This window comes from Bradyrhizobium sp. 137, from assembly GCF_023074095.1.
Classification (GTDB): Bacteria; Pseudomonadota; Alphaproteobacteria; order Rhizobiales; family Xanthobacteraceae; genus Bradyrhizobium.
In genome coordinates, this window is record NZ_JADPKU010000030.1 from 1 (window position 1) to 23,833 (window position 23,833).

The 23,833-nt window shown below is 64.4% G+C and carries 22 protein-coding genes; 6 read left to right on the forward strand and 16 right to left on the reverse strand.

Annotated elements, in window-relative coordinates; genetic code table 11:
- Positions 1-219: 219 nt before the first annotated feature.
- From IVA78_RS05585 to IVA78_RS05595, 3 genes are all read left to right on the forward strand, one after another.
- Positions 220-1,008, forward strand: coding sequence for an SDR family oxidoreductase (locus IVA78_RS05585; protein ID WP_247464715.1), 789 nt, complete (start codon positions 220-222; stop codon positions 1,006-1,008).
- Positions 1,009-1,166: 158 nt separating this feature from the next.
- On the forward strand, positions 1,167-1,601 hold the full coding sequence (locus IVA78_RS05590; RefSeq protein WP_247280209.1) for a hypothetical protein: 435 nt from the start codon (positions 1,167-1,169) through the stop codon (positions 1,599-1,601).
- A gap of 502 nt (positions 1,602-2,103) precedes the next feature.
- Complete coding sequence (locus IVA78_RS05595; protein WP_247464717.1) at positions 2,104-2,475, forward strand: hypothetical protein; 372 nt, start codon at positions 2,104-2,106, stop codon at positions 2,473-2,475.
- Between the two features lie 127 nt (positions 2,476-2,602).
- On the opposite strand, the gene IVA78_RS05600 is transcribed toward IVA78_RS05595, so the two are convergent.
- From IVA78_RS05600 to IVA78_RS05615, 4 genes are all read right to left on the reverse strand, one after another.
- Positions 2,603-3,016, reverse strand: a complete 414-nt coding sequence (locus tag IVA78_RS05600; RefSeq protein WP_247280211.1) for a VOC family protein — start codon at positions 3,014-3,016, stop codon at positions 2,603-2,605.
- Positions 3,017-3,046: 30 nt separating this feature from the next.
- Complete coding sequence (locus IVA78_RS05605; RefSeq protein WP_247280212.1) at positions 3,047-3,586, reverse strand: SRPBCC family protein; 540 nt, start codon at positions 3,584-3,586, stop codon at positions 3,047-3,049.
- Between the two features lie 194 nt (positions 3,587-3,780).
- A complete protein-coding gene (locus tag IVA78_RS05610) occupies positions 3,781-5,067 on the reverse strand; it encodes an RNA polymerase sigma factor (RefSeq protein WP_247464720.1) in 1,287 nt (428 codons plus the stop codon).
- A gap of 1 nt (position 5,068) precedes the next feature.
- Positions 5,069-5,431 (reverse strand): YciI family protein, encoded by a 363-nt coding sequence (locus IVA78_RS05615; protein ID WP_247280214.1) that lies wholly within the window; start codon positions 5,429-5,431, stop codon positions 5,069-5,071.
- A 140-nt stretch (positions 5,432-5,571) separates the two neighbouring features.
- Between IVA78_RS05615 and IVA78_RS05620 the strand changes: the two genes are divergently transcribed.
- The gene (locus IVA78_RS05620; protein WP_247464723.1) at positions 5,572-6,537 is read left to right on the forward strand and encodes a glyoxylate/hydroxypyruvate reductase A; all 966 of its coding nucleotides are present in this window, start codon (positions 5,572-5,574) and stop codon (positions 6,535-6,537) included.
- A gap of 72 nt (positions 6,538-6,609) precedes the next feature.
- Here IVA78_RS05620 and IVA78_RS05625 read toward each other — a convergent pair whose 3' ends face one another.
- On the reverse strand, positions 6,610-7,260 hold the full coding sequence (locus tag IVA78_RS05625; RefSeq protein WP_247280216.1) for a TetR/AcrR family transcriptional regulator: 651 nt from the start codon (positions 7,258-7,260) through the stop codon (positions 6,610-6,612).
- Positions 7,261-7,366: 106 nt separating this feature from the next.
- Between IVA78_RS05625 and IVA78_RS05630 the strand changes: the two genes are divergently transcribed.
- Complete coding sequence (locus IVA78_RS05630; RefSeq protein WP_247464725.1) at positions 7,367-8,011, forward strand: glutathione binding-like protein; 645 nt, start codon at positions 7,367-7,369, stop codon at positions 8,009-8,011.
- 48 nt (positions 8,012-8,059) lie between these two features.
- On the opposite strand, the gene IVA78_RS05635 is transcribed toward IVA78_RS05630, so the two are convergent.
- The 9 genes from IVA78_RS05635 to IVA78_RS05675 form a co-directional block, all read right to left on the reverse strand.
- A complete protein-coding gene (locus IVA78_RS05635; protein WP_247464729.1) occupies positions 8,060-9,364 on the reverse strand; it encodes a TRAP transporter large permease subunit in 1,305 nt (434 codons plus the stop codon).
- 34 nt (positions 9,365-9,398) lie between these two features.
- Positions 9,399-10,010 (reverse strand): TRAP transporter small permease, encoded by a 612-nt coding sequence (locus IVA78_RS05640; protein WP_247464733.1) that lies wholly within the window; start codon positions 10,008-10,010, stop codon positions 9,399-9,401.
- On the reverse strand, positions 10,003-11,004 hold the full coding sequence (locus IVA78_RS05645) for a TRAP transporter substrate-binding protein (RefSeq protein ID WP_247464736.1): 1,002 nt from the start codon (positions 11,002-11,004) through the stop codon (positions 10,003-10,005). Before IVA78_RS05645 ends, IVA78_RS05640 begins: the two co-directional genes overlap by 8 nt.
- A gap of 39 nt (positions 11,005-11,043) precedes the next feature.
- Positions 11,044-12,702 (reverse strand): hydantoinase B/oxoprolinase family protein, encoded by a 1,659-nt coding sequence (locus tag IVA78_RS05650; protein ID WP_247464741.1) that lies wholly within the window; start codon positions 12,700-12,702, stop codon positions 11,044-11,046.
- 2 nt (positions 12,703-12,704) lie between these two features.
- A complete protein-coding gene (locus IVA78_RS05655; RefSeq protein WP_247464744.1) occupies positions 12,705-14,789 on the reverse strand; it encodes a hydantoinase/oxoprolinase family protein in 2,085 nt (694 codons plus the stop codon).
- 141 nt (positions 14,790-14,930) lie between these two features.
- Positions 14,931-15,752, reverse strand: coding sequence for an NAD-dependent protein deacetylase (locus tag IVA78_RS05660; protein WP_247464747.1), 822 nt, complete (start codon positions 15,750-15,752; stop codon positions 14,931-14,933).
- A gap of 76 nt (positions 15,753-15,828) precedes the next feature.
- The gene (locus IVA78_RS05665; RefSeq protein WP_247464749.1) at positions 15,829-17,628 is read right to left on the reverse strand and encodes a cation:proton antiporter; all 1,800 of its coding nucleotides are present in this window, start codon (positions 17,626-17,628) and stop codon (positions 15,829-15,831) included.
- A gap of 210 nt (positions 17,629-17,838) precedes the next feature.
- Positions 17,839-18,669 (reverse strand): SDR family oxidoreductase, encoded by an 831-nt coding sequence (locus IVA78_RS05670; protein ID WP_247464752.1) that lies wholly within the window; start codon positions 18,667-18,669, stop codon positions 17,839-17,841.
- A 54-nt stretch (positions 18,670-18,723) separates the two neighbouring features.
- Positions 18,724-20,058 (reverse strand): solute carrier family 23 protein, encoded by a 1,335-nt coding sequence (locus tag IVA78_RS05675; RefSeq protein WP_247464755.1) that lies wholly within the window; start codon positions 20,056-20,058, stop codon positions 18,724-18,726.
- A gap of 125 nt (positions 20,059-20,183) precedes the next feature.
- Here IVA78_RS05675 and IVA78_RS05680 point away from each other — a divergent pair, with 125 nt between their 5' ends.
- Positions 20,184-21,512, forward strand: coding sequence for a dicarboxylate/amino acid:cation symporter (locus IVA78_RS05680; RefSeq protein ID WP_247464757.1), 1,329 nt, complete (start codon positions 20,184-20,186; stop codon positions 21,510-21,512).
- A 175-nt stretch (positions 21,513-21,687) separates the two neighbouring features.
- Here the strand turns inward: IVA78_RS05680 and IVA78_RS05685 are convergent, their stop codons facing one another.
- On the reverse strand, positions 21,688-23,301 hold the full coding sequence (locus IVA78_RS05685) for an ABC-F family ATP-binding cassette domain-containing protein (protein ID WP_247464760.1): 1,614 nt from the start codon (positions 23,299-23,301) through the stop codon (positions 21,688-21,690).
- A gap of 171 nt (positions 23,302-23,472) precedes the next feature.
- Positions 23,473-23,820: a RidA family protein gene (locus tag IVA78_RS05690; RefSeq protein WP_247464761.1), complete on the reverse strand. Its 348-nt coding sequence runs from the start codon at positions 23,818-23,820 to the stop codon at positions 23,473-23,475.
- Between the last annotated feature and the right edge of the window lie 13 nt (positions 23,821-23,833).

Consider the following 23,833-nt stretch of genomic DNA (forward strand, 5'->3'; position numbering starts at 1 on the left):
CCGCCACCCGGCAATACCGTCATGTGGCGCGGGCTGTCACGCCTCACCGACATAGCGCTAGGTGTCATGGTCGGAGGAGAATTTGTGGGTAATTGAAAGCCGGCAACCGCGAGGTGACGGGGATTGACTGTCGGTTGCCCTTCTTGTCGGAACGAAAGCAAAGTAAAAGGCATGGGCCGCCGTGCGGCTTACGTTTCCGACAGAAAGACAGATCAGCCAATGCCGCAAGCCCCACAAAAAGTCGCCCTCGTCACCGGAGCCGCGCGCGGCATCGGGCTTGCGACCGCGAAGAAGTTCCTCGCCGAGGGCTGGCGCGTGGCGCTGCTCGACGTCGAGAGCGAACTGCTCGGCCGCGCGGTCGCCGAGATCGGCCAGAGCGAGGCGACGCTGGCGCTGACCTGCGATGTCTCAGACAAAGCTGCGGTCGGCACTGCAATGGCCGCGCTCGAACGGCAATTCGGCCGGCTGGATGCGCTCGTCAACAATGCCGGCATCGCGGTGTTCGCGCCGCTGATGGAGACCTCGGAGGCTGACTGGCGCCGCGTGCTCGAAGTCAACCTCACCGGCCCGTTCCTCTGCACCAAGGCGGCGGTGCCCTTGATGCGCGACGGCATTGGCGGCGCCATCGTCAACATCACCTCGATCTCGGCGGTGCGCGCCTCGACGCTGCGGTCGGCCTACGGCACCAGCAAGGCGGGGCTGGCGCACCTCACCAAGCAGCTCGCGGTCGAGCTCGCCTCCCTCAATATCCGCGTCAACGCGGTTGCTCCGGGGCCTGTCGACACCGCGATGGCGAAGCAGGTGCACACCAAGGAGATCCGCGCCGACTATCACGACGCCATTCCGCTCAATCGTTACGGCCTGGAACAGGAGCTCGCGGACGCGATCTACTTCCTGTGCTCGGCAAATGCGAGCTACATCACCGGCCAAATTTTAGCCGTTGATGGCGGCTTCGATGCGGCGGGTATCGGCCTGCCGACACTGCGCGGCCAGCGGCGCAACGGGTAGGCACAGGATATGTAAGGTGGGCAAAGGTGTACGCGCCGTGCCCACCCTCGTTCCGGAATAGCGGTGCCAATGCTGGCACGCGGAGCCTGTCATCGGGCGCGCATTCGCGCGACCCGGTGGCTTTGCCACCCTATGATGTCGAGAGTTCGGAGAGTGCCATGCGACGCGTCACCTTCAAAACCTGGCTGCTCGCGACAGCTCTGCTCGCCTCTGCGCCCGCGGCCGCGGAGATCCGCATCATCCAATCGCCGGGCGGACAGGTCGGGCCGTTCCTCGACCTGTTCGAGCAGGTGCGCGAGAGCGGCGAGCGCGTGGTGATCGACGGTCCTTGCCTGTCCGCCTGCACCTTGGTGCTGAGCATCGTGCCAGGCGAGCGCATCTGTGTCACCAAGCGCGCGGTGCTCGGCTTCCATGCCGCGCGTTCGGTCGACCGGCGGGGGCACATCTATGCGGAGCCGGAGGCATCGGTGGCGGTGCTTGCGGCCTATCCCGGCCCGGTGCGCGACTGGATCAGCCGCCGTGGCGGCCTCACTTCCCGGTTGCTCTTGCTCAAGGGGCGTGATCTCGCCGCAATTTATCCGCGCTGCCGCTGACGAATTTGGCAGCCGTCGCTCTAATGGCCCTTGGCTTGGCTGGTCCGAGGCCATACGGCGGGTTCCCTGTGCTCGCACGCTAGGTGCGCACCGGGGTTGTTCGCCATCACGCGCTGGCCGCCTTCAAAAGAGAGTCTGAATCACCGGCACCAGCTTCATGCTGGCGCAGATGAGCATCCCCCAAAGAGCAAAATTGATCTGTAGCGCCGCCGCCATCGGTCGCTCCCCTTCCAAGTGACGTCCATCCCAGTTTGTAGTTTTTATGACTCACAAATAGCGATTCTGGCGTGCAGATCACAGCCCAATATTGCGTCAATTGTTGTGCGATGCAGTCCGCATCGTTTCACGAAGCGGCCTCACTGCTCGCGCAAAGTGATGCGAATCGTCAATTCAGTCCTCGGCCATGCCGGCCAACTGGTTTGCCTTAAGTTCCATTTGACCGACGCGATGCAAGTTTTCCCGCGCGGATCTTGCGCATCGCGCACCGAACTTTGGGTCCGGCATGATACGACATGGCTTCATCTTGCTCACTTTCTGCACAACGCTGCTTGGATGCGCAATCGCACCGGCGCAGGAGCGTCGCCCGATCGCGTGGGATGGCCTCGGCCAAGACCCCAACAGACGCCCGAACCGCCCTCACATCCCTCACATCGCGAAACGGCACGCAACGAATCCCGTCCCCGCGGCAAATGATCCCAATCGGGAGCGGGAACGCGTGCTCGGCACCCTGCGGCCATACTCCGAGGCGTGGTGGGCGGTCCATGACGAGATCGAAGCGGAGAATGACAGGCAGCTCGGCACGAAGCTCGTGATCTGCCCTGGCTGCGTGCAAGCGTCGCCGGCGGGCGCGGACGTGACCGGATCAATCCGATGAGAGGAACGGCCGATCCGCGCGTGACGGAGCGGCTCCGCGCTCCGTACGATCCCATTATGTGTCCCCTCTCCCGCGGCTTTGGAGAGAGGGGATCACATTCAATCGATCATGTGGGCGATCGCGCCCGTCACATTCCTTCGGCCGGGCAGTTCACCATCCAGGGAATGCCGAACTTGTCGACGCACATGCCAAAACCCTTGGCCCAGAACGTCTTGCTATAGGGCATGGTGACGCTGCCGCCGTCGGCGAGCGCGTTGAACTTGCGCTCGCCATCCCCGGGGTCCTTGACCGTGAGCGAGATCGAGAAGCCCTGTGGCTTTTGAAAATGCTCGGGCGGCGCGTCGGAGGCCATTAATATGCTGCCGTCGGGCAGCGACATCCGCGCATGCATGATCATCTTCTCGCGCCCGGGCGAGGCGGGCACCTCCGGCGGCGCGTCCGAGGCGCGCATCATCGCATCGATCTTGCCGCCGAGAACCTTGACGTAATAGTTGAACGCAGCTTCGCAGGTGTCCTGATAGAACAGATAGGGATTGAGCATCGTTTCTCTCCTCTTCGCTTCCAGTGAGACTTATTGTTTCTCCGTGAGCTTCTTCAGGCTGACGAGGCCGACCTCGAAATCCTTGCCGATCATGCTGTCCATGTTGATGAACACCTGCATCAGCTTGGACAGGAACGGGGCCGGACCATACATCGCCCATGTGATCAGTGTGGCATCACCTTGCGGCACAAAGGTGAACTCGGCGCTGTTGTGGCCTTCGAACGGGCGCTCGAAATCAAGCTTGATGCGGAGCCTTAAAGGCGCGTTCGCCTCGAGGATCTCCATGTGGCCGGCGCCGACATTGTTGTTCCCGTCCCAGGCATAGGTCGCGCCCTTGCCTTCCGCGGCTCCGCCGAAGGTCCGCCTCATGGCGGGATCGCGGCTCTCGTAGGGCGACCAGGCGGTCCAGCGGTGGAAATCGGCCACCTGCGGATAGATCGCGTCGGCCGGCGCTTTCACGGTGAGAGTGCGCTCGACACGGAATGTGTCGGGTTTCGTCAGGGCAAAGACGAGCACGGCCGCAATTCCGGCCGCGAGGACGATTGCGATGACGGCAATGGCTTTCAGCATGGAATGGCTCCCGGGGTACAGGTATAGGACGAACGAGCGAGGCCCCGGCCGACAAGATCGAAACGAAATTTTTGGCACGCTGCCCGCCCCACGTGATGGCCGGGCGTTGCCCCGGCATCCACGTTCTTCGACGCCGATGGCAAGACAGGGATGCCCCGGACAAGCCGGGGATGGCGAGCGCGACGGTTTGCGCCTTAGTTCGCCTTGGCGCTTTCCTTCGGCTTCGGCTGGCTGTCCCGGATCAGGCGATCGAGATGCATGCGGATGTGGGCGGCTTCCGCGGAGGTGTTGGCGAGTGCGATGGCGCGGTCGAAGGCGATGCGGGCCTCGTCGTTGCGGCCGAGTTGCATCAGGAAGGCACCGCGCACGCCGTAGAAATGGAAGTAGTTGGCAAGCTTCGGCGCCAGCGGCTCGATCAGGTCCAGCGCGGCCTGCGGTCCGCGCACCTTGGCGACCGCGACGGCCCGGTTGAGCGTCACCACCGGCGAGGGCTGCAGCACTTCGAGCGCGCCGTAGAGCAGGTCGATCTGCGTCCAGTCGGTCTCCTCCGGCGTCGATGCCCGCGCATGCAGCGCGGCGATCGCGGCCTGGATCTGATAGGGCCCGCTGTGGCGGTGGCGCATCGCCTTGTCGATCAGGGCAAGGCCCTCCGCGATCATGGTGCCGTTCCACAGCGAACGGTCCTGGTCCTCCAGCAGGATCAGCGACCCGTCCGGGGCAAAGCGGGCGGCGCTGCGCGCATGTTGCAACAGGATCAGCGCCGTCAGGCCCATGATCTCCGGCTCGCTCTGGAACAGCCGCAGCAGCAGCCGCGCCAGCCGGATCGCCTCTTCACACAGCGGCTTGCGGAGCTCCGCGGTTTCGCCGCTCGCCGAATAGCCCTCGTTGAAGATCAGGTAGATCATTGCCGCGACGCCGGCGAGCCGCTCGGAACGCTCGACCGCGCCGGGCGCTTCGAAGGGTACGCCGGCGTCGGCGACCTTTGCCTTGGCGCGGGTGATGCGCTGCTCCATTGCGGCTTCCGAAACCAGGAAGGCGCGCGCGATCTGCTTCACGGTGAGACCGGAGACGATGCGCAGCGCCAGCGCGATCTGCTGCGTCGCCGGCAACTGCGGATGGCAGCAGATGAACATCAGGCGCAAAATATCGTCGCGGTAGTGCGAGCCGTCGAGCCGCTCCGCGAGCGCGCCCTCGGCGTCGTCGAGATCGGAGATCGCTTGGTCGTCCTCTGGCAGCGGTTGCTGCTTGCGTGCGCGGCGGACCTCGTCGATCGCGACGTTGCGGCCGACCATGATCAGCCAGGCTGCGGGATCGCGCGGCGGCCCATTCTGCGGCCAGGTTTTCAGCGCGCGCAAGCAGGCGTTCTGAAAGGCTTCTTCGGCGGTGTCGAGATCGCGGAAATAGCGCAGCAGGGCGCCGACCGCCTGAGGGCGCGCCGAGGTCAGCGCAGTCTCGATCCAGCCGGTGTCGGCCTCGCTCACGTCAGATCCCTCCGGGCCTGAACACGCCGACGGGGCGCACCTCATAGGCGCCGCCGGGATTGGCAGCGCCGAGGTCGCGGGCGACATCGAGCGCGTCGTCGAGGTTCTTGCAGTCGACGATGTAGAAGCCGAGCAGTTGCTCCTTGGTCTCCGCATAGGGGCCGTCGAGGACCAGCGGCGGGTCTTCCTTGCGCAGCGTCGCCGCCGCGGTGGTCGGCAACAGCCGCGCCACCGGCCCGAGCCGGCCCTGCTTGGTGAGCTTCTCCTGCACCACGGCGAGCTTCTTCATCACGGCCTCGTCCTGGTCCTTGCTCCAGGAGCCGACGAAGTCCTCATCGTGATAGCAAAGAATGGCATAAAGCATAGGCGACACTTCCCTCGTCTGTTCTAAAGACGCGCCAATATGCCCCGCCCCGACAGGGCTGCGGAAAAAATTTGCAAGAAAAATCCGGCAGATCGTGCCAAGGAGGGCCTTCTCAAGCGGAACTCGACGAGGCACTTCGAATGACCCTGGGCACACTGGCCGTCCTGATCAACAGCACGCAGCAGAACTGGCTGCCGGAGCGCTGGAAGGCCCGGTTCGAGACGATCTGCGGCGGCCGTCGCGTGGTGCTGCTGCCCGATGCGGGGCTCGATCCGGCCGAGGTGCACTATGCCGCCGTGTGGAAACCGGTGCCCGGCGATCTCAGTGCCTTCCCCAATCTGCGTGCGATCTTCAATCTGGGCGCCGGCGTGGACGCGCTGATGGCCGACAGGAGCCTGCCCGATGTGCCGCTGGTGCGCGTCGCAGTGCCCGACCTGACCAACCGCATGACTGAATATGTCGTGCTCCATGTGCTGATGCACCATCGCCAGGAACTCTATTTGCGCCAGTGCCAGCGCGAGAAGCGCTGGGAGCCGATTTATCAATGGCCTGCAAGCGCGGTCACAGTGGGCATCATGGGGCTCGGCACGCTGGGCAGTGATGCGGCCGACGTGGTGCGCCGGCTCGGCTTCCGCGTCACCGGCTGGAGCCGCAGCCCGCGCGCGATCGAGGGCGTGGAATGCTTCCACGGCGCAGCCGGAATCGACGCGTTCCTGCGCGCGACCGACATCCTGGTCTGCCTGCTGCCGCTGACGCCTGACACGCACGGCATCCTCAACCGCGACGTCTTCACAAAGCTCAACCGCAGCAGCCCGCTCGGCGCGCCGGTGCTGATCAACGCCGGCCGCGGCGGCTTGCAGAACGAACCCGACATCCTGGCCTGCCTCGATGACGGCACGCTGGGCGCCGCCTCGCTCGACGTTTTCGTCCAGGAGCCGCAGCCAGCGGATAGCCGGTTCTGGGCCCATCCCAAGGTGCTGCTGACGCCGCACAATGCGGCCGACACTGACGCGGATGCGATCTCGGCCTACGTCGCCGAGCAGATTGCGCGGTTCGAAGCGGGCGGCGTGCTGGAGAACGTGGTGGATCGGGCGAGAGGGTATTAGCGCTCCGTCCGGTTTGGCAAGACGCACGACCGCGCCTCACCCTCGGTGTCGTCCCGGCCTGCACCGGACGGCTCAGTTTTTGGCCCCAGTCCCCACCATCACGTCGATCGCGCCGCTGACGATCGCCTCCAGCTCCTTGCGCGGAACGTGGGCGCGGGAGCGGATGGCGATCGTGTGCACGGTCGCGGATGCGACCTGCGCCAGCACCGCCGGCTCGGCGCTATCAGGCAGTTCGCCCTTCTCCTTGGCGCGGCGGAAGCAACTGGCAAAGGCCTTGTCGAGTTCAGTGAGACCGTCGAGCACCATGGCGCGGATCTCGGGATCACTCACTGCCTCGGATGCCGCAGTCACCACCGTGAAGCAGCCTCGCGGACCAGTGTCGCCCGAAAGATAGATGTTTAGCGCGGACGCGAAGATGCGCTCGAGGCGCTGACGCACCGGCATTTCCTGACGAAAGATCTCCGCCATCGACGCGCGCGCTTCCTCCCGGTAGCGCTGGTAGCTCTTGATGTAGAGCTCGCGCTTGTCGCCGAACGCCCCATAGAGGCTCGGGCGGTTCATGCCGGTGGCTTCGCTGAGATCGTCCAGCGAGGTTGCGGCAAAGCCCTGCTTGCGGAACAGGTCGAGCGCCCTGCCAAGCGCGACGCCGGGCTCATAGGCACGCGGCCGGCCGCGGCGCCTGGGTCCGCTGGCAGAAACTGGCGGCTTCGATTTTTGTACCATTTCGCAAGATAATCCTTGACCGGTCTTATATTATGCAAGACAGTATAAAAATCAATCTGGCCAGGTTGAGCGCCACCCCAGAACGAATTGCCCCAGGAGGCTACAGATGGATCTCTATTTCTCGCCGCTCGCCTGCTCGATGGCGACCCGCGTCGCGCTGTACGAAGCTGGCGTCGAAGCGAACTATCTCGAAGTCGATCCGCCGACCAAGACAGTGCTGAGCGACGGCTCCGACTTCCGCACCGTGAACCCGATTGGCCTCGTGCCGACTCTGCGCACGGACGAGGGCGTGGTGCTGACCGAGAACGCCGCGATCCTGCAATATGTCGCCGATCGTTTTCCGCAATCCGGCCTCGGCGCCGCCGCCGGTATCGAGCGCACGCGGCTGCATCAATGGCTCTGCTTTGTCGGCACCGAGCTGCACAAAGCCCTGTTCGTCCCCTTGCTCGACCGCAAGGCGCCGCAGGAGGCCAAGGCCTATGCGCTGGAGAAGAACCTGTCGCGGCTCGACTATCTCGACAATCATCTCAAGGGACGTGAATTCCTGCTCGACCATTTCAGTATCGCCGACGCCTATCTCGTCACGGTCATCAACTGGACCATGGCGACGCCGCCGATCGAGCTCGCGAAATGGCCGAACCTGAAGGCCTATTACGAGCGCCTGCGCCAGCGGCCCTCGATCGCACGCGCGATCGCGGAGGAGTTCGAGCTGTACAAGGCCGAGCTCGCGCGGAAGAAGGCCGCGGCGTAAGCCTGAGCATCGAAATGCCGTCCCGGCAGCTGCCGGGACGGCTCGAATCTATCCGTAGAGCACCCGCGGCAGCAGCGTGACAATGCCGGGCCACAACGTCAGCAGCAGCACGAAGCCGATCATGATCATCAGATACGGCATCGTCACGCGGGCGATGTAGCCGAGACCATCTTCGGTCAGGCCCTGGATCACGAACAGGTTGAAGCCGACCGGCGGGGTGATCTGCGCCATCTCGACGGCCAGCACCAGGAAGACGCCGAACCAGATCTCGTCGAAGCCCGCCGCCTTCACGATCGGCAGCACGATCGGCAGCGTCATCACGATCATCGAGAAGCCGTCGAGGAAGCAGCCGAGGACGAGATAGAAGACGACCAGCACCACGATCAGCATGAAGGGCGACAGGCCCAAGCCCTTCACGAAGGCGGCAATCGCCTGTGGGATTCCGAGGAAAGCAGCCACGTTGCCGAGGATCGAGGCGCCGAGCACGATCAGCGCGATCATCGAGCAGGTGACCACCGAGCCGATCAGCACGTCCCGCATCACCTGCTGCGACATCGCTCCTTGCGCCCATGCGACAAGCGCGGCGCCGAGGACGCCGACAGCCGCAGCTTCCGACGGGGTCGCGAGGCCGCCATACATGGAGCCGAGCACACAGCCGATGAGGAACAGGGCCGGCGCAAGATCCTTCAGCGCCGCAAAGCGCTCGCTCCAGGACACCTGCGAAAGCTTTGCTTCCGTCTCCGGCACCATGTTGCGGTTGAGGCTCGTGTGCAGCATCACCCAGGCCATGAAGGCGGCTGCGAGCAAAAAGCCGGGCAGCACGCCGGCGGTGAACAGTTTCAAAATCGAGACGTCGCCGAGCACGCCGTAGATGATCATGATGTTGGACGGCGGGATCAGGAAGCCGAGCGTGCCGGCGCCGGCGAGCGAGCCGATCGCGATGTCGCGCGAATAGCCGCGGCGCAGCAGCTCGTTGAGCGACATGCGGCCGATCACCTGCGTGGTCGCGGCCGACGAGCCTGAGATCGCGGCGAAGATGGTACAGCCGATCACGTTCACATGCAGCAGGCGACCGGGCAAAAGCCCAGCCCACGGCGCGAGTCCCTGAAACAGCGAACGCGACAAGCGGGTACGAAACAACAGCTCGCCCATCAGGATGAACAGCGGCAGCGCCAGCAGCTCCTGCGTGGTCAGGATGTTCCAGGCATATTGCGGCAGCAGCTTGTCGAGCGGGATCGAGCGGAATATCGCGAGCAGCAGCGTCGCGGTGAGCGCCAACGTCAGGCCGATCCAGACGCCGCAGGCCAGCAACGCGAACAGGATGACGAAAAGGGCAACGACTTCGATGGTCATGGGATCCGCTGTCCGGAGGCTGGCGCGTGGGCGATCATTCGACGGGCGAGGCCTTCATACGGTGATCCTCCAGCGGCAGGCCGAGCACGGCCTGGATTGCGCGCGCCAGGAACTGAAGCGTCAAGAGCAGCATGCCGAAGGTGACGACGGCTTGTGGAAACCACAGCGGCGTATCGCTCGAGGTCGAGACCTGGCCGCGCACATAGGCACCGAAGGCAAACTTCGCCATGGCTGAGGTCAGGAACGCCATGAAAGCGAAGCCGGCAGCCGCCGACAGGACCTCGAGCACGCGCTGCACCAAGGCCGGCGCGTTCTTGAGCAGCAGGACGACTCGGATATGACCGCCGACACGCAGCGTCATCGCGGCGCCAAAAGTGAAGGACGCCGCCATCAGATAGGACGAGTATTCCCAGGCGATCGAGATCGACGGCGGGAAGAATGAAAGAAAGTTCGAGAGGAAGCGCGTTGCGACCTCGCACAGCATCAGCAGTGCCAGCATCAACAGACAGCCGCCGCCGATCCAGCCGTCGAGCCGGCCGAGGCGGTCGATGCCGTCGAGCAGGATGCGCAGCGGCGCCGGCGCCGCTGCATTGAGGCTCTGCGGAGCTTCGGGCGAGACGCTCACTACGCCTTCACCATCAGCCACGCTTCATTTCGGCGAGATAAGCCCGCACCGGCTTGTCGGCTGCCGGCACGCGTTTGAGGAACGCGTCGAGCTGCGGCGCGGTCTTGGCCCGAATGTCGGTCATCATCGCGTCCGAGACCGGCACCACCTCCATGCCGCCCTCCTTCAGACGGTTGAGGCTGTCGAGGTCGGCCTTGAGCGAGTTGGCCCAGAAGCCCGGCTCCATCTTGCCGGCGATGCCGGCGATGAGCTGCTGCTGATCGGCGCTGAGCGCCTTCCAGGAATCGAGATTGACGGTGAGCATCTGCGACGACCAGACGTGGTTGGTTGGGTAGACGTATTTCAGGAACTCCCAGAATTTTCCGTCGACACCCGACACTGACGACGTCGAGACGCCGGCCACCGCGCCGGAAGCGAGCGCAGGGATGGTCTCCCCCCAGGGAATCATGACCGCGGCCATGCCGATCGCGTTCAGCATGTCGACGGCGTTCTTGTCGGGGACGCGGATCTTGATGTTCTTCAGGCCCTCGACGTTGGCGACCTTGACCTTGAGATGCAGATATTGCGTCGGCCACGGCACGATGTAGAGGATCTTCTGGTTGTTGCGGGCGACGACCTTCTCGTATTCGGGCCGCACATATTTGTGCAGCACCTTCAGCTCGTCCATCGAGCCGCACAGGAAGGGGATGCTCTCGACGCCCATGAAGGGCTCGTCGCCGACCTGCTGGATGTTGAGGACGTCGGCGAGTGGCACCAGGCCATCGCGCACGGCGCGCAGATGCTCGGGGCCCTTGAAGCCGAGCTGGCCGCCGGCCTTCACCGTGATGTTGACCGTGCCGCCGCTCTGCTTCTTCACCTCCTCGGCGAAGGCAAAAGCGTTCTGGGTGTGGAAATTGCCGTCAGGCCAGACCGTCGACATGTCCCAGCTCACGCCCGCCGCCCGGGCGCGAGTGGAGATGTGGCCGGCCGCAAGCAGCGTCGCTGCGCCCGCGGTGAAGCTTCGTCGCGTGATCATTGCACCCCTCCGTTCGCTACGCGCGCGACGCCTGACGCGTCACCGCGTGTACTCGTAAACTGCAACCGCGTTGTCGGCAGACACGAGGCCGCTCTCGACGTCGTCCTTGACGGCCGCTCGATCGCGTTCGATGGGCGCGCCGATCCCGGCACCGCCCGGTGTCAGCACCACCAGTCGATCCTCGGGCGGCACCTGCTGAAAGCCCTTGCCCCGCAGCTTCTTTCCAGACTTCAGGCCGACATAGCCGGCCTCGCCGTCCTTGCCGCCATCACGACCGCGCGGCGGATGATCGATACGGTCGAACGCGGCGAGAATGTCGAACGGGGCATCGACGCCGCTGCCGACCTCGATGATCTGACCGAGCCCGCCGCGGGTGCGCCCTGCTCCGCCGGAATCCGGACGCAGCTCCTTGCGCCAGAAGATCAAAGGCGTCTGCGTCTCTGCGATCTCGACCGGCGTGCCGCGCACACCGCTGGGATAGGCGGTGGCCGACAGCCCGTCCTTGTCGAAGCGCGCACCGGTGCCGCCATTGGAAGTCACCGCCATCGAGAACCCGTAATTGCCGCCGACGCCGCTTCGCGTCTGTCCGCGGACGTTGAGATTCCACAGGCACGAGGTGCCTTCGGCCGGCACGCGCTCGGGGATGATCTGGCGCAGGCAGCCGAACACGACGTCGGGCAACATCTGGCCGATGATGTGGCGCGAGGCCACCGGCGCCGGCTTCGGCGCATTGAGGATCGCACCCGCCGGCGCCGAGACCGTCAGCGGCGAGAGCGAGCCGGCGTTGTTCGGAATCTGCGAGGCAACGACGCAGCCGAGGCCGAACACAGTGTAGGCCGTGGTATAGGACAAGGGCACGTTGATGCCGAACTTGGAGGCGGCCGAGGTGCCGTCGAAATCGACGTGAAGGCCTTTGTCCGAAATCGTCAAGGTCGCGGCAAGCGTGACCGGCGCGTCATAGCCGTCGACAACCATGGTGTTGCGCCAGCTTCCTTTCGGAAGTTTCGCGACCTCGTCCAGCACGGCCTCGCGCGAGCGTTCGCAGATGTAGTCGCCGAGCTCGTCGAGCGTATCGATGCCAAACTCCGTCATCATCTCGACCAGGCGCTCGCAGCCAACGTCGTTGCAGCCCGCAAGCGAATAGGTGTCGCCCTCGGTGTCTATAGGCAGCCGCGTGTTGGTGCGGATCATCGCCATCAGCGTCTCGTTGACGACGCCCTGATCGATCAGCTTCAGCATGGGGATGTAGAGCCCCTCCATGAACACGTCGGTGGCATCGGGACCGAAACCGATGCCACCGATATCCATGAGATGGCTGGTGCATGAGAAGAGCGCGACGACCTTGCCATCCTTGAAGCACGGCGTGGTGACGACGAAGTCGTTGAGATGGCCGGTGCCCATCCACGGATCGTTGGTGATGTAGGCGTCGCCTTCCTTCATCGTCTGAAGCGGGAAGTGGGCGATGAAGTGCTTGACAGATTCTGCCATCGAATTGACGTGGCCGGGCGTGCCGGTCACCGCCTGCGCCAGCATGCGGCCCTTGAGGTCAAACACGCCGGCAGAGAGGTCGCCGCATTCGCGCACGATTGGACTGAAGGCGGTACGGAGCAGGACCTGCGCCTGCTCCTCGACCACGGCGATCAGCCGGTGCCACATGATCTGGAGGTCGATCAGGCTCGCGCCGCTTGCCTTGTTCATGATCAGGCCGCCTTTCGTTCCATGACGATGCTCCCGGCACCGTCGATATGGGCGTCAAAACTGGTCGAGACGAAGGTGGAGGTCTCGTCCTCCGCGATCACGGCAGGGCCTGCAATGGTCGCGCCGGGCGCCATGTCTTCGCGGCGATAGAGCGGGATCTCGATCACCTCGCCTGCGCGGCCGTCGAAGAACTTGCGGCTGCCGACTGCCTTTCCGGCGGGCTTGCGCGCGACGGCCGCGACCGCGGCTGGATTGCGCGCCTCGGTGGTCGCGAGCACCGACCAGCTCAACACCTCGATCGCCGCCCCCGGGATCGGCCGCTCGAACATCGCAGCATAATCCGCCTCGAATTTCTGGCGCAGGCCGGCGAGATCGGCGGTCGTCAGCCGCCGGTTCGGCAGCTCGACCGAGATCTCGTGGCCCTGGCCGACATAGCGCATGAAGGCGGCGCGCCGCTCCCGCACGGGCGCACCGGCGGCGCCGGGTTCGACCAGCGCACGCGCTTCGGTCGCCGTCTCCTGCAAGAGATCGGAGACCGCCTCGGTGTCGAAATCATCGAGTCGGACATGACGACTGCGCACCAGCTCGTAAGCGATGGGCGCCGCCAGGAATCCGACGGCTGATCCGACCCCGGCATTCGAGGGCACGATCACCCGGGAGACGCCGATCTTCTCGGCGACGCGCGCCGCATGCAACGGTGCAGCGCCACCGAACGCGATCAGCGTGTGCTGGCCGACCACCGCGCCGCGCTCGACCGCATGCACGCGCGCCGCGCTCGCCATGTTCTCGCAGACGACCTCGTGCACGGCATAGGCGGCGGTTTCCGCAGACAGGCCGAGCGGCTCGCCGACATCGCGCAGCAGCGCCTGTTTGGAAAGCTCCGGGTCGAGCTTGATAGTACCCGCCGCAAAGGCGTCGGGATCGATCAAGCCGAGCGCAACGTCCGCATCGGTCACGGCCGGACGCTGGCCACCGCGGCCGTAGCAGGCCGGCCCCGGCTCCGATGACGCACTTTCCGGACCCACGGTGACGCGCTTCATCGCGTCGACATGGGCAATCGAGCCGCCGCCGGCGCCGATCTCGACCATCTCGATCACGGGGATGCGCACCGGCAGGCCGGAGCCTTTGAGGAAGCGCGCTGCGCGATCGACCTCAAACACGCGCGAGGTCTCAGGCTGATACTTCTCGATGAGGCAGATCTTTGCGGTGGTGCCGCCCATGTCGAAGGACAGCACCTTGGTCTCGCCAAGACGCGCCGCGATCTGCGCCGCGAAAATCGCTCCGCCAGCCGGACCGGACTCGACGAGACGCACCGGAAAGCGCCGCGCCGTCTCGATCGAGGTGACGCCGCCGCCGGAGGTGACGAGATAGATGGCGCCGCGGAACTGCTCGACCTGCAAGGCGTCCGCCATGCGGGCCAGATAGCCGTCGATAAGGGGTTGCACATAGGCGTTCGCAACGGCGGTGGAGGTGCGCTCGTACTCGCGAATTTCCGGACACACGGCTGACGACACGGTCACGGAGATGCCGCGCATCTCCTCGCCCAGGATTGCGGCAGCGCGGCGTTCGTGCTCAGGATTGGCGTAGGAGTGCAGGAAGGCGATCGCGACGCTCTCGACGCCTCGCTCGCGCAATTTCGGCGCGAGTGCGCGCACAGCAGTCTCGTCCAGCGGGAGCCGAACGGCACCGTGCGCGTCGATACGCTCGGGGACGGTGAAGCGCAGACTGCGCGGCGCCAGCGGCTTCGGCTTGTCGATGCTAAGGTCATATTGGTCGTAGCGGCTCTCGGTGCCGATATCGAGCACGTCGCGAAAGCCCTCCGTCGCAATCAGCGCGGTTTTCGCGCCGCGCCGCTCGATGATGGCATTGGTCGCGAGCGTGGTGCCGTGAATGAAGACGTCGATGTCGCTGATATGCGCGCGCGCGTCAGCGAGGATGAGGCGCATGCCGTCCAGCACCGCCTGCTCGGGCCGCTGCGGCGTCGTCAGCACCTTGCGCGTCTTGCGCGCCTCGCCCACGTCCAGCACGATATCGGTGAATGTGCCACCGATATCGACGGCAAGCCGCACCTCGGCTCCCTCAAGCATTCCAAATTCTCCGCGCTGATCGTCAAGACTGAGGTCGAAAGCGCAGCAATTTCCATGCCATGGACGACGAGGACAACGCCGCGCCCGGCTATTCTGCTTGGCACCTATGCAATAGGCAAGACGTGTTCGACGCCTGCGCGATCAGAGCAGGAATGCAAGCGCCGACTCGCAGCGCTCCTCGACCTTCAGCGTCAGGAGATCGTCGGCGCGGGTGCGGCCGAGATTGACCGCTGCAATCGGAATTTTGCGTTCCGCGGCAGCCTGCACGAAGCGGAATCCGGAATAGACCATCAGCGACGAGCCAACAATCAGCATGGCCTCGGCCTGCGCCAGATGATCGTGCGCCGTGGCGACAATATCGCGGGGGACGTTCTCGCCGAAGAACACGACGTCGGGCTTGAGGATGCCGCCGCAGGCTTCGCAGGCCGGCACTTCGAAGGACGAAAACTCCTCGTGCTCCAGATCGGCGTCGCCATCAGGTGCATCGGCGGCATCGAGCCTCAGCCAGGCCGTATTCGCGCGACCAAGCGCGTGCTGAAACTCATCGCGCGGCGTCCTGCAGCCGCAGCCCATGCAGCGGACCAGATCGAGGCGGCCGTGCAGGTCGATCACCTGCCGGTGGCCGGCGGACTGATGCAGCCGGTCGACGTTCTGGGTCAGCAGCATCCCGCACCGGCCGTTCGCCTCGAGCCGGGCCAGCGCATGATGCGCATCGTTCGGCTTGGCCTGGCCGAACCGCCGCCATCCGATCAGACTGCGAGCCCAATAGCGCCGGCGCGTATGCTCGTCCGACATGAAGGCCTGGAAATTCACCGGCTGGGTGCGCTTCCAATTGCCGTGGCTGTCGCGATAGTCGGGAATGCCCGAATTGGTGCTACAGCCCGCGCCGGTCAGCACGAACAGACGTTCGTGTCGGCCGATGAAATCCTGGAGCGGAAGGTTTGGCAGCGGAGCATTTATCATGGCGCAGATGTAGTTCGTGCGGGCGGGTTTTGCCAGATGATGATAGTCCGCAGCGCCCGGCCGCCTGGAGAGGTGGCTATCTCGGGGACCGGCGCCCTGTGCTATCGAGGAGACGAGTTTTCTCTTCTGCTGCAATGCGGGCGGCTTGCTGCAATGTCAGCCGAAATTCGTCCCGTTTCTCGTGCACCGAGGCGATCGCATGCCCGACCGCGACTCCGAGGCCGATCAGTGCGGCTTCGGAAAGTTGCAGGCTTGCCTCGATGGTTTCCGGCACCGCATCGGTTGCGCCGATCGCATAGAGGTGGCGGGCATGATCGGCGTCCCGCGCACGTGAGACGATCAGCACGTCCGGCCGCACTGCGCGGATCCGCTCAACGACAGCATCGATTGCTGGTCGCGACTGAATGGTGATGATCACACCGGTCGTCTGCATCAGGCCGCAGGCTTCGAGAAAGCCCGGTTCTGTCGCATCACCAAAATAGACCTTATGACCATCGCGGCGGTCGCGCGCCACGGCGACGGCTTCGTTGTCGACCGCGATGTAGTTTAGGCCGTGGCTGGTCAGCAGCGAACAGACGACTTTTCCAACGCGGCCGTAGCCGACCACGATGGCCTGCGCCCGGTCCCCGGGTGGCCGAACCGTCAGTTCGGGATCGAGAGTTCGCTCGCCACCCAGTTTCGCGGCCAATCGTCGCCCGAGCATGCCCAAAAACGGCGTCAATGCCATCGTTACGGCGGTGATGGCGATGGCAAAGCTCGACACGCGCGGTTCAATCAGGCCGAGGGCCGCCGCCATCCCGATGCTTACGAAAGCGAATTCGCCAACTGGAGCCAGCAGGAAGCCGACCTCGATCGCCGACGGCCATGAGAGCCTGAAGAGGCGGCCCAGGATGATGAGCACGATCGCCTTGCCGGTCAGAACCCCGATGACGGCGGCCAGCAACCAACCAGGCTCGCGCATGAACACGCGGACGTCGATGGCCATACCGACGGTGAAGAAGAAGATGCCTAGCAGCAGGCCCTTGAATGGCTCGACGGTGGCCTCGATGGCCTTGCCATACTCCGTTTCAGCCAGCATCAGCCCTGCAACGAATGCTCCGAGCGCCATCGATAGGCCGGCTTGGTGCGCGGCAAGGCCTGCGCCGACGATGACGAACAAGGTCGCCGCGACGAACAACTCCGTCGAATGAGTGCCCGCAACCATCTGGAACAGCGGACGCATCAGCAGCCGTCCGATCAGAATGAGAAAAGCGACCGCCACTACGGCCTTCAAGATCGCACTGGAGATGTGCGTCACGACGGAGCCGTCGCTGCCCGCGCCGAGCACCGAGACGAACACGAGAATGGGAACCACTGCAAGATCCTGGGCCAGCAGCACCGAGAAGCTGGCGCGCCCCGCAACGGTCGCAAGCCGCCTGTCGCTGGACAGAAGCTCGAGCACGATAGCCGTCGAGGACAGCGCGAGGCTTGCGCCGAGGATCACGGCGGTATGGGAATTCTTCCCCGCGAGAAGCGTCGCGCCGAAAATGATCGCGGACGTCGCCAGCACCTGCAGGCCGCCAAGCCCGAACACCAGGCGCCGCATCGTCACGAGCCGCCTGAAGGACAGCTCGAGCCCAATCAGGAATAGCAGGAACACGACGCCGAGATTGGCGATACCTTCGACGTTCTGCGCGTCCGCCACGGTGAACCAGTACAGGAACGGGAGGTCCTGAACGAGCGAGCCGAGTCCGAGAGGGCCGAGGATGGCGCCGGCACCGAGATAGCCCAACACCGGATTGATGCCCCAGTGGCGGACGATCGGCACCACGACGCCGGCAGTGCCGAGGACCACCAGCGCGTCACTGTAGGCATTCATGTTTATGGTTGTGGTCACGAAGCCTTCATGTGTCGGCGCTTGCCACTAGCGGCAGCGTCGTCCACGATCGATAGCACACGGCGCCGCAGACCCCTACCCGGCTCCGACGTCCTTTGCCGCGCGGGCATTGGTGGCCAGCACGCCAGCGAGAAGCTTGCCTCGCGACCACGATCTAATCGTTGCAACCGGGTCGGGCCGCCCCAGATGCGCACGCTCCCAAGCTGACGTTCAACTCGCCCAATTCTCCCGGAATTCGGGGAACAGCGTCAGGCCTCCGCAGGCATAGATGGTCTGTCCGGTGATGTAGCTCGCATCATCCGAGGCGAGGAAGGCGAACACCGCGGCGATCTCTTCTGGCGTGCCGACACGTCCGAGCGGAATGTGGGAGGTGACGATGCCGCGCTTCTCGGGATCACCGGTCCAGGCCGCGTTGATCGGCGTATCGATCGCGCCGGGTCCAACCGCATTGACGCGAATGCCGCGGCCGGCGAATTCGAGGGCCAGCGTACGCGTCAGATTGGCCATGCCGCCCTTGCTGATCGAATAAGCGAGATAGCCGGGCTTTGGGATGATCTGATGGACGCTGGAGCAATTGATGATACTGCCACCTCCGCCGCGGGCGACGAAATGCGCGAGCGCCTTCTGGGCGCAAAGCACGGCGCCATTGAGATTGACGTCAATGATGCGACGATAGGTTTCGACGTCGAGCGCATCGCTCGGCGATTCCCGCTGGAAGCCGGCATTGTTGACCAAGCAGTCGAGGCGCTTCCAGCGCGCCAGGACCGTCTCGAACATCGCGGCGATGTCCTGCTCGTTGCCGACATCGGCCTTGACGATGATGTGATCGAGCCTGCCATGACCCCTATCGCCCGATGCCGTCCGCGCCAGCGCAAGCGTCTCCTCGGCTCTTTCAGGATGATCGAAATAATTGATGGCGACGGTCGCGCCTTCCTGCGCGAGCCGGATGGCGACGGCGCGGCCGATACCTTGCGAGGCGCCGGTCACCAGCGCGTATTGGTCCACGAGGCGCGAGGGAAAGGAGGTTGAGGTTGGTGGCATGAGTTCTCTCCGGGATGCTTGATCATCGGCGGAACTGGCTTTTTGTTCCATCCCTCAGCGCATTGCTTCGATTCGCTCGGCGCGGCGTGCGAGTGGCGAGGTCAGAATTTGATACAGGATGATGGCGCCAAAGGTTGCGGTGCCGATTCCGCCGATGGTGAACGCACCGAATTTGAGCGTGAGATCGCCGGCGCCTGCCGTGAGCGCCACCGCGACGGTAATCAGGTTCGCGGGATTTGCAAAGTCGACCTTGTTCTCGACCCAGATCCGTCCCGCCATCGCCGCGATCAACCCGAACAGCACGATCGAGAGCCCGCCGATGACGGGACCTGGGATCGACAGGATGAGCGCGCCGAATTTCGGCGAGAAGCCGAGCAGGATCGACACCGTGGCCGCGAAGGCGAACAACAAGGTGGAATAGACCTTCGTCGCCGCCATGACGCCGATATTCTCGGCATAGGTGGTGACACCGGTGCCGCCGCCGCAGGCGGCCACGATGGTCGCGAGGCTGTCGGCAAACAGGGCGCGGCCGAGATAGCGATCGAGGCTCCGGCCCGTCATGGCGCCGACGGCCTTGATGTGACCGAGGTTCTCGGCGACGAGAACGATCGCAACCGGCGCGATCAGGAAGATTGCATCGGCATGGAAGCTCGGCGCGGTGAAGTTGGGCAGGCCGAACCACGGCGCGGCCGAGAGTTGCGCGAATTCGATCGGTTTGCCGAAACCGAATCCGTTTGCGAACAGCAAGTACAAAAGATATCCGCCGATGGCGCCGGCAATGATCGGCAGGCGGCGCCACAGGCCCGGCGCGGCAACGGCGACCACGCCGATAATCAGAACGGTCGCAAGCCCGATCCAGGTGTCGAACGTGCCGGCGCTCACCGCCTTGACCGCCACCGGCGCAAGGTTGAGCCCGATCGCGGCGACCACAGCGCCGGTGACCGCCGGCGGCAGCAGCTTCTCGACCCAGCCAACCCCCGACCACATCACGATCAGCGCAATCAGGCCGTACAGCACTCCGGCTCCGACGATGCCGCCGAGCGCAACTGACAGGTTCGGGTTCGGCCCCTGCCCCACATAGCCGGTGGCAGCGATGACGACGGCGATGAATGCAAAGCTCGAGCCGAGATAGCTCGGCACGCGCCCTGCGACGATGACGAAGAAGATCAGCGTGCCAATGCCGGAGAACAGGACCGCAACATTGGGATCGAACCCCATCAGTAGCGGCGCGATGATCGTTGATCCCGACATTGCGACGCAATGCTGGAGACCGGAGACAACGGTCTGGCCCCAAGACAGCCGCTCCTCCGGCATGATCACGCCCGAGGTCTTGAGTTTCCATCGCGGAAAGTAGCCTTGCACGCGTTCTTCGGAGCCTGTTGTCGACATGTTTCCCCCGACTTGCGGTGCAGCGGTCGATCTTCGTGCGATCCGACAAAAATGTGATTGTCGCTTCCGCGGCGGCCATCACATGATGCAAATCAAGCAAGATCGATACGTTCCGGGCCTACAATATGACACAAGTCGCGGTCCAGCCAGCCGTCCTCCGCCAGCACCAGCCCTGGTACAAGATCCTCTACGTCCAGGTCCTGATCGCGATCGCGCTCGGCGTGCTGATCGGTTATTTCTATCCCGATCTCGGCAAGGCCTTGAAGCCGCTCGGCGACGGTTTCATTGCACTGATCAAGATGATGATCGCACCGGTGATCTTCTGCACCGTGGTGCACGGTATCTCCTCGATGGGCGATCTCAAGCGCGTCGGCCGAGTCGGGCTGAAGTCGCTGATCTATTTCGAAACGGTCTCGACCGTCGCGCTCGCGGTCGGTCTGCTCGTCGGGGAGATTCTCCAGCCCGGGCACGGCTTCAACATCGATCCCGCCACGATCGATCCGAAATCGGTGGCCACCTACGTCACCAAGGCCAAGGAAGAGGGCATCGTCGCCCATCTGATGGCGATTATCCCCGATAGCTATCTGGGCGCCATCGCGCGGGGCGACCTGCTTCAGGTGCTGTTGATCTCGATCCTGTCGGGCTTCGCCATCGCCTTCCTCGGCAAGGCCGGTGAGCCCATTGCGGACGCGATCGACAAGGCCGCAAAAATGTTCTTCGGCATCATCCGCATCATCGTGCGCGTGGCGCCAATCGGCGCCTTCGGCGCGATGGCGTTCACCGTCGGCGCCTACGGTCTCGGCTCGCTGCTCAACCTCGCCGCCCTGATCGCCACGTTCTACCTGACCAGCATCCTGTTCGTGCTGATCGTGCTCGGTGCGATCGCCCGGCTCGCCGGTTTCTCGATCCTGCGCTTCATCGCCTACATCAAGGACGAGTTGCTCATCGTGCTCGGCACCTCGTCCTCGGAGACTGTGCTGCCGCAGATGATCCAGAAGATGGAGCATCTCGGTGCCTCGCGCTCGGTCGTCGGCCTGGTCATCCCCACCGGCTACAGTTTCAACCTCGACGGCACCAACATCTACATGACACTGGCGACGCTGTTCCTGGCGCAGGCGACCAACACCCATCTGACGATCTGGCAGGAGCTCGGCATTCTCGGCATCGCCATGATCACCTCGAAGGGCGCCTCGGGCGTCACCGGCGCCGGCTTCATCACGCTCGCCGCGACGCTCTCGATCGTGCCCGATATCCCGATCCAGTCGATCGCGATCCTGGTCGGCATCGACAAGTTCATGAGCGAGTGCCGCGCATTGACCAACCTGATCGGCAATGGCGTTGCCTGCGTCGTCATCAGCATCTCCGAAGGCGAGCTCGATCGCGACGCGCTGCACGAGACCATGGCCCACCCGCTGGAGATCGGCGAGGCGTTGGAACCGGACGGCAGGGTGTAGCGGTGCCGACGCGGTAGTTTCCCGGAATGGAAAAGCGGTGAGATACGCGTCACAACAATGGCATTGGGATCACCGATTGATAGTCAATTTTTCCGCCCGACGCGCTGGGGGCAGGGCGTCGGGCTTTTGAAAATCTTCACCAGAATCAGCCGCCGTATCGGGAGGTAAGGCGGGATCAGATGATCCCGTCTTTGACGCGAATCTCCTTGCCGGCAAGTTCGAGCCGGCGCGTGATCCCGATCGCCTGCAGGAATGCCTCGTCGTGACTGACGACGAGCAGTGCGCCGTCATAGGCGCTCAGGCCAGCTTCAACGGCTTCGATAGACTCGATGTCGAGATGAGTGGTCGGCTCGTCCATGATCAGCAGGGACGGCGGCGGCGTCCCACCCAGCACGCAGGCGAGGCCAGCGCGAAACATTTGCCCGCCGCTCAGGCCTCCGACCAGCTGCAAGGCAGCATCGGCGCGAAACATGAAGCGAGCCAGGGCTGCATGGCAGGCGTTAGGATCCGCTTTCGGATTGAGACGCCTGAAATTCTCAAAGATAGAGATCGCAGGATCAAGCAGGCTGACCTTCTGGTCGAACAGCGCGAAGTCGGGCCTGACCCGGACCGTACCCGCGACAGGGTGCAACTCGCCTGCAATGAGTTTCAGCAGCGTTGTCTTGCCCGAGCCATTCGGTCCGACGACCGCAACGCGCTCCGGACCGACGATCGTGAGCGAGAGATCGCGCAAGACGGGCTGCTCCGGCCGATAGCCGGCGCAGACCCCGTCGAGCCAAACCATCTCCCTGCCCGCCGGCAGGCCGGTCGCGGGCAGCTTGACCGACAGCGGTTGAAGAACCTCGATGCGTCGGCGTGCCGTATCGACGGCCTCGATCGCTTCCGCGCGCCGCCGCTCGGCGACTTGTGCATTCTTGCCCCCGCTGTCCTCGCTGCGGTCCTTGCGCGCGCCGGCCAGGATACGCGGCATGTCACCCTTGGCGCGCTTCTTCCTGCCGCCGCTATCCTTGCGCGCCTTCCGTTCAGCTGTTTCCTGCGCCTTGCCGTCAATCTCGGACAGGTGTCTCTCGGCATGCGCGAGGTCGTGCCTGACAGCAGCGAGCTCGACAGCCTTCTGCGCGCGAAAACTGCTCCAGTTGCCGCCGTATCGGGTTGACCCGAGCGATGTCAGCTCGACGATCGCATCCATCGTTTCGAGCAAGTTCCGGTCGTGGCTGACGACGATCGCGCCGCCGCGCCAGGCAGCAAGGAGATCAGTCACCGCCCCGCGTCCATCCTGGTCGAGATTATTGGTGGGCTCATCCAGCAGCAGGAAGTCGAGCTCGGCAAACACCAGTGCAGCGAGACGCACGCGCGTGATCTGGCCGCCGGACAGGCGGGCGAGCTCCGTATCGGGACAGGGATCGAAGCCGAGGCGCCCCAGGGCCTTCTCAAGCCGCCCTTCGAGCGTCCAGTCGATCGCGGCGATCTCGTCGGCCGAGGCGTCGCCCCGCTCAGCGCGGCGAAGCAGCTCCAGAGCCCGCCGCGCGCCGAACACATCGGCCACCGTCGCGTCTGCAAGCGGTTGAACGTTCTGGCGCAACAGGCCGACGGTCCCGTTGACAAGAATGCGGCCGGACTGGGGAACATGCTCGCCCAAAATCGACGCGAGCAGCGTCGTCTTCCCGACACCATTGCGGCCGACGAGACCAGTCCGCTCGGCCGCGAAAGTCAGATCGATGTTGGAGAGAAGAGAACGGCCGTCAGGCGTGGACAGCGACAGGTTCGACAGGATGATCGAAGCAGGCATGGAATTCCCCGTGAGCAAGGCGGATGGGCTTTGCGGTCGGGGTAAAATCCATGGCTGCGAAGTTCCTGATTGAGAGCTCTTCAGTAGTCCCGCAGAAGCGCAAGATCAAGCCGCAGCTCGAAGGGCGCGACAGCGCGAGGAAAGCGCTGACGTCCCTATCGGTCTGCACGATCAGCCCTTCACGGCGGTGACCACCACCTCGATCAGCGCGCCGCCGCCGAGATCGGCGACGCCGACCGTGGCGCGGGCCGGCAGATCGTCGCCGAAGAACTCGGTCCAGGCCGCGTCCATCTCCTTCTTCTTGGACAGATCGGTGACGAAGATCGAGGCGCTGACCACTCGGCTCTTGTCGGTTCCCGCTTCCTTCAGATAGCCGGCGATCTTGCCGAGGATGTTGCGGGTCTGGTCGCCCATCGAGACCGAGGTGTCGTCGGCGATGGTGCCGCCGAGGAAGACGAATCCATTGGCTTCGACGGCGCGGTGCATGATGGGCGTGCGGATGCTGCGGGTGATGCTCATGATGTCCTCTTGT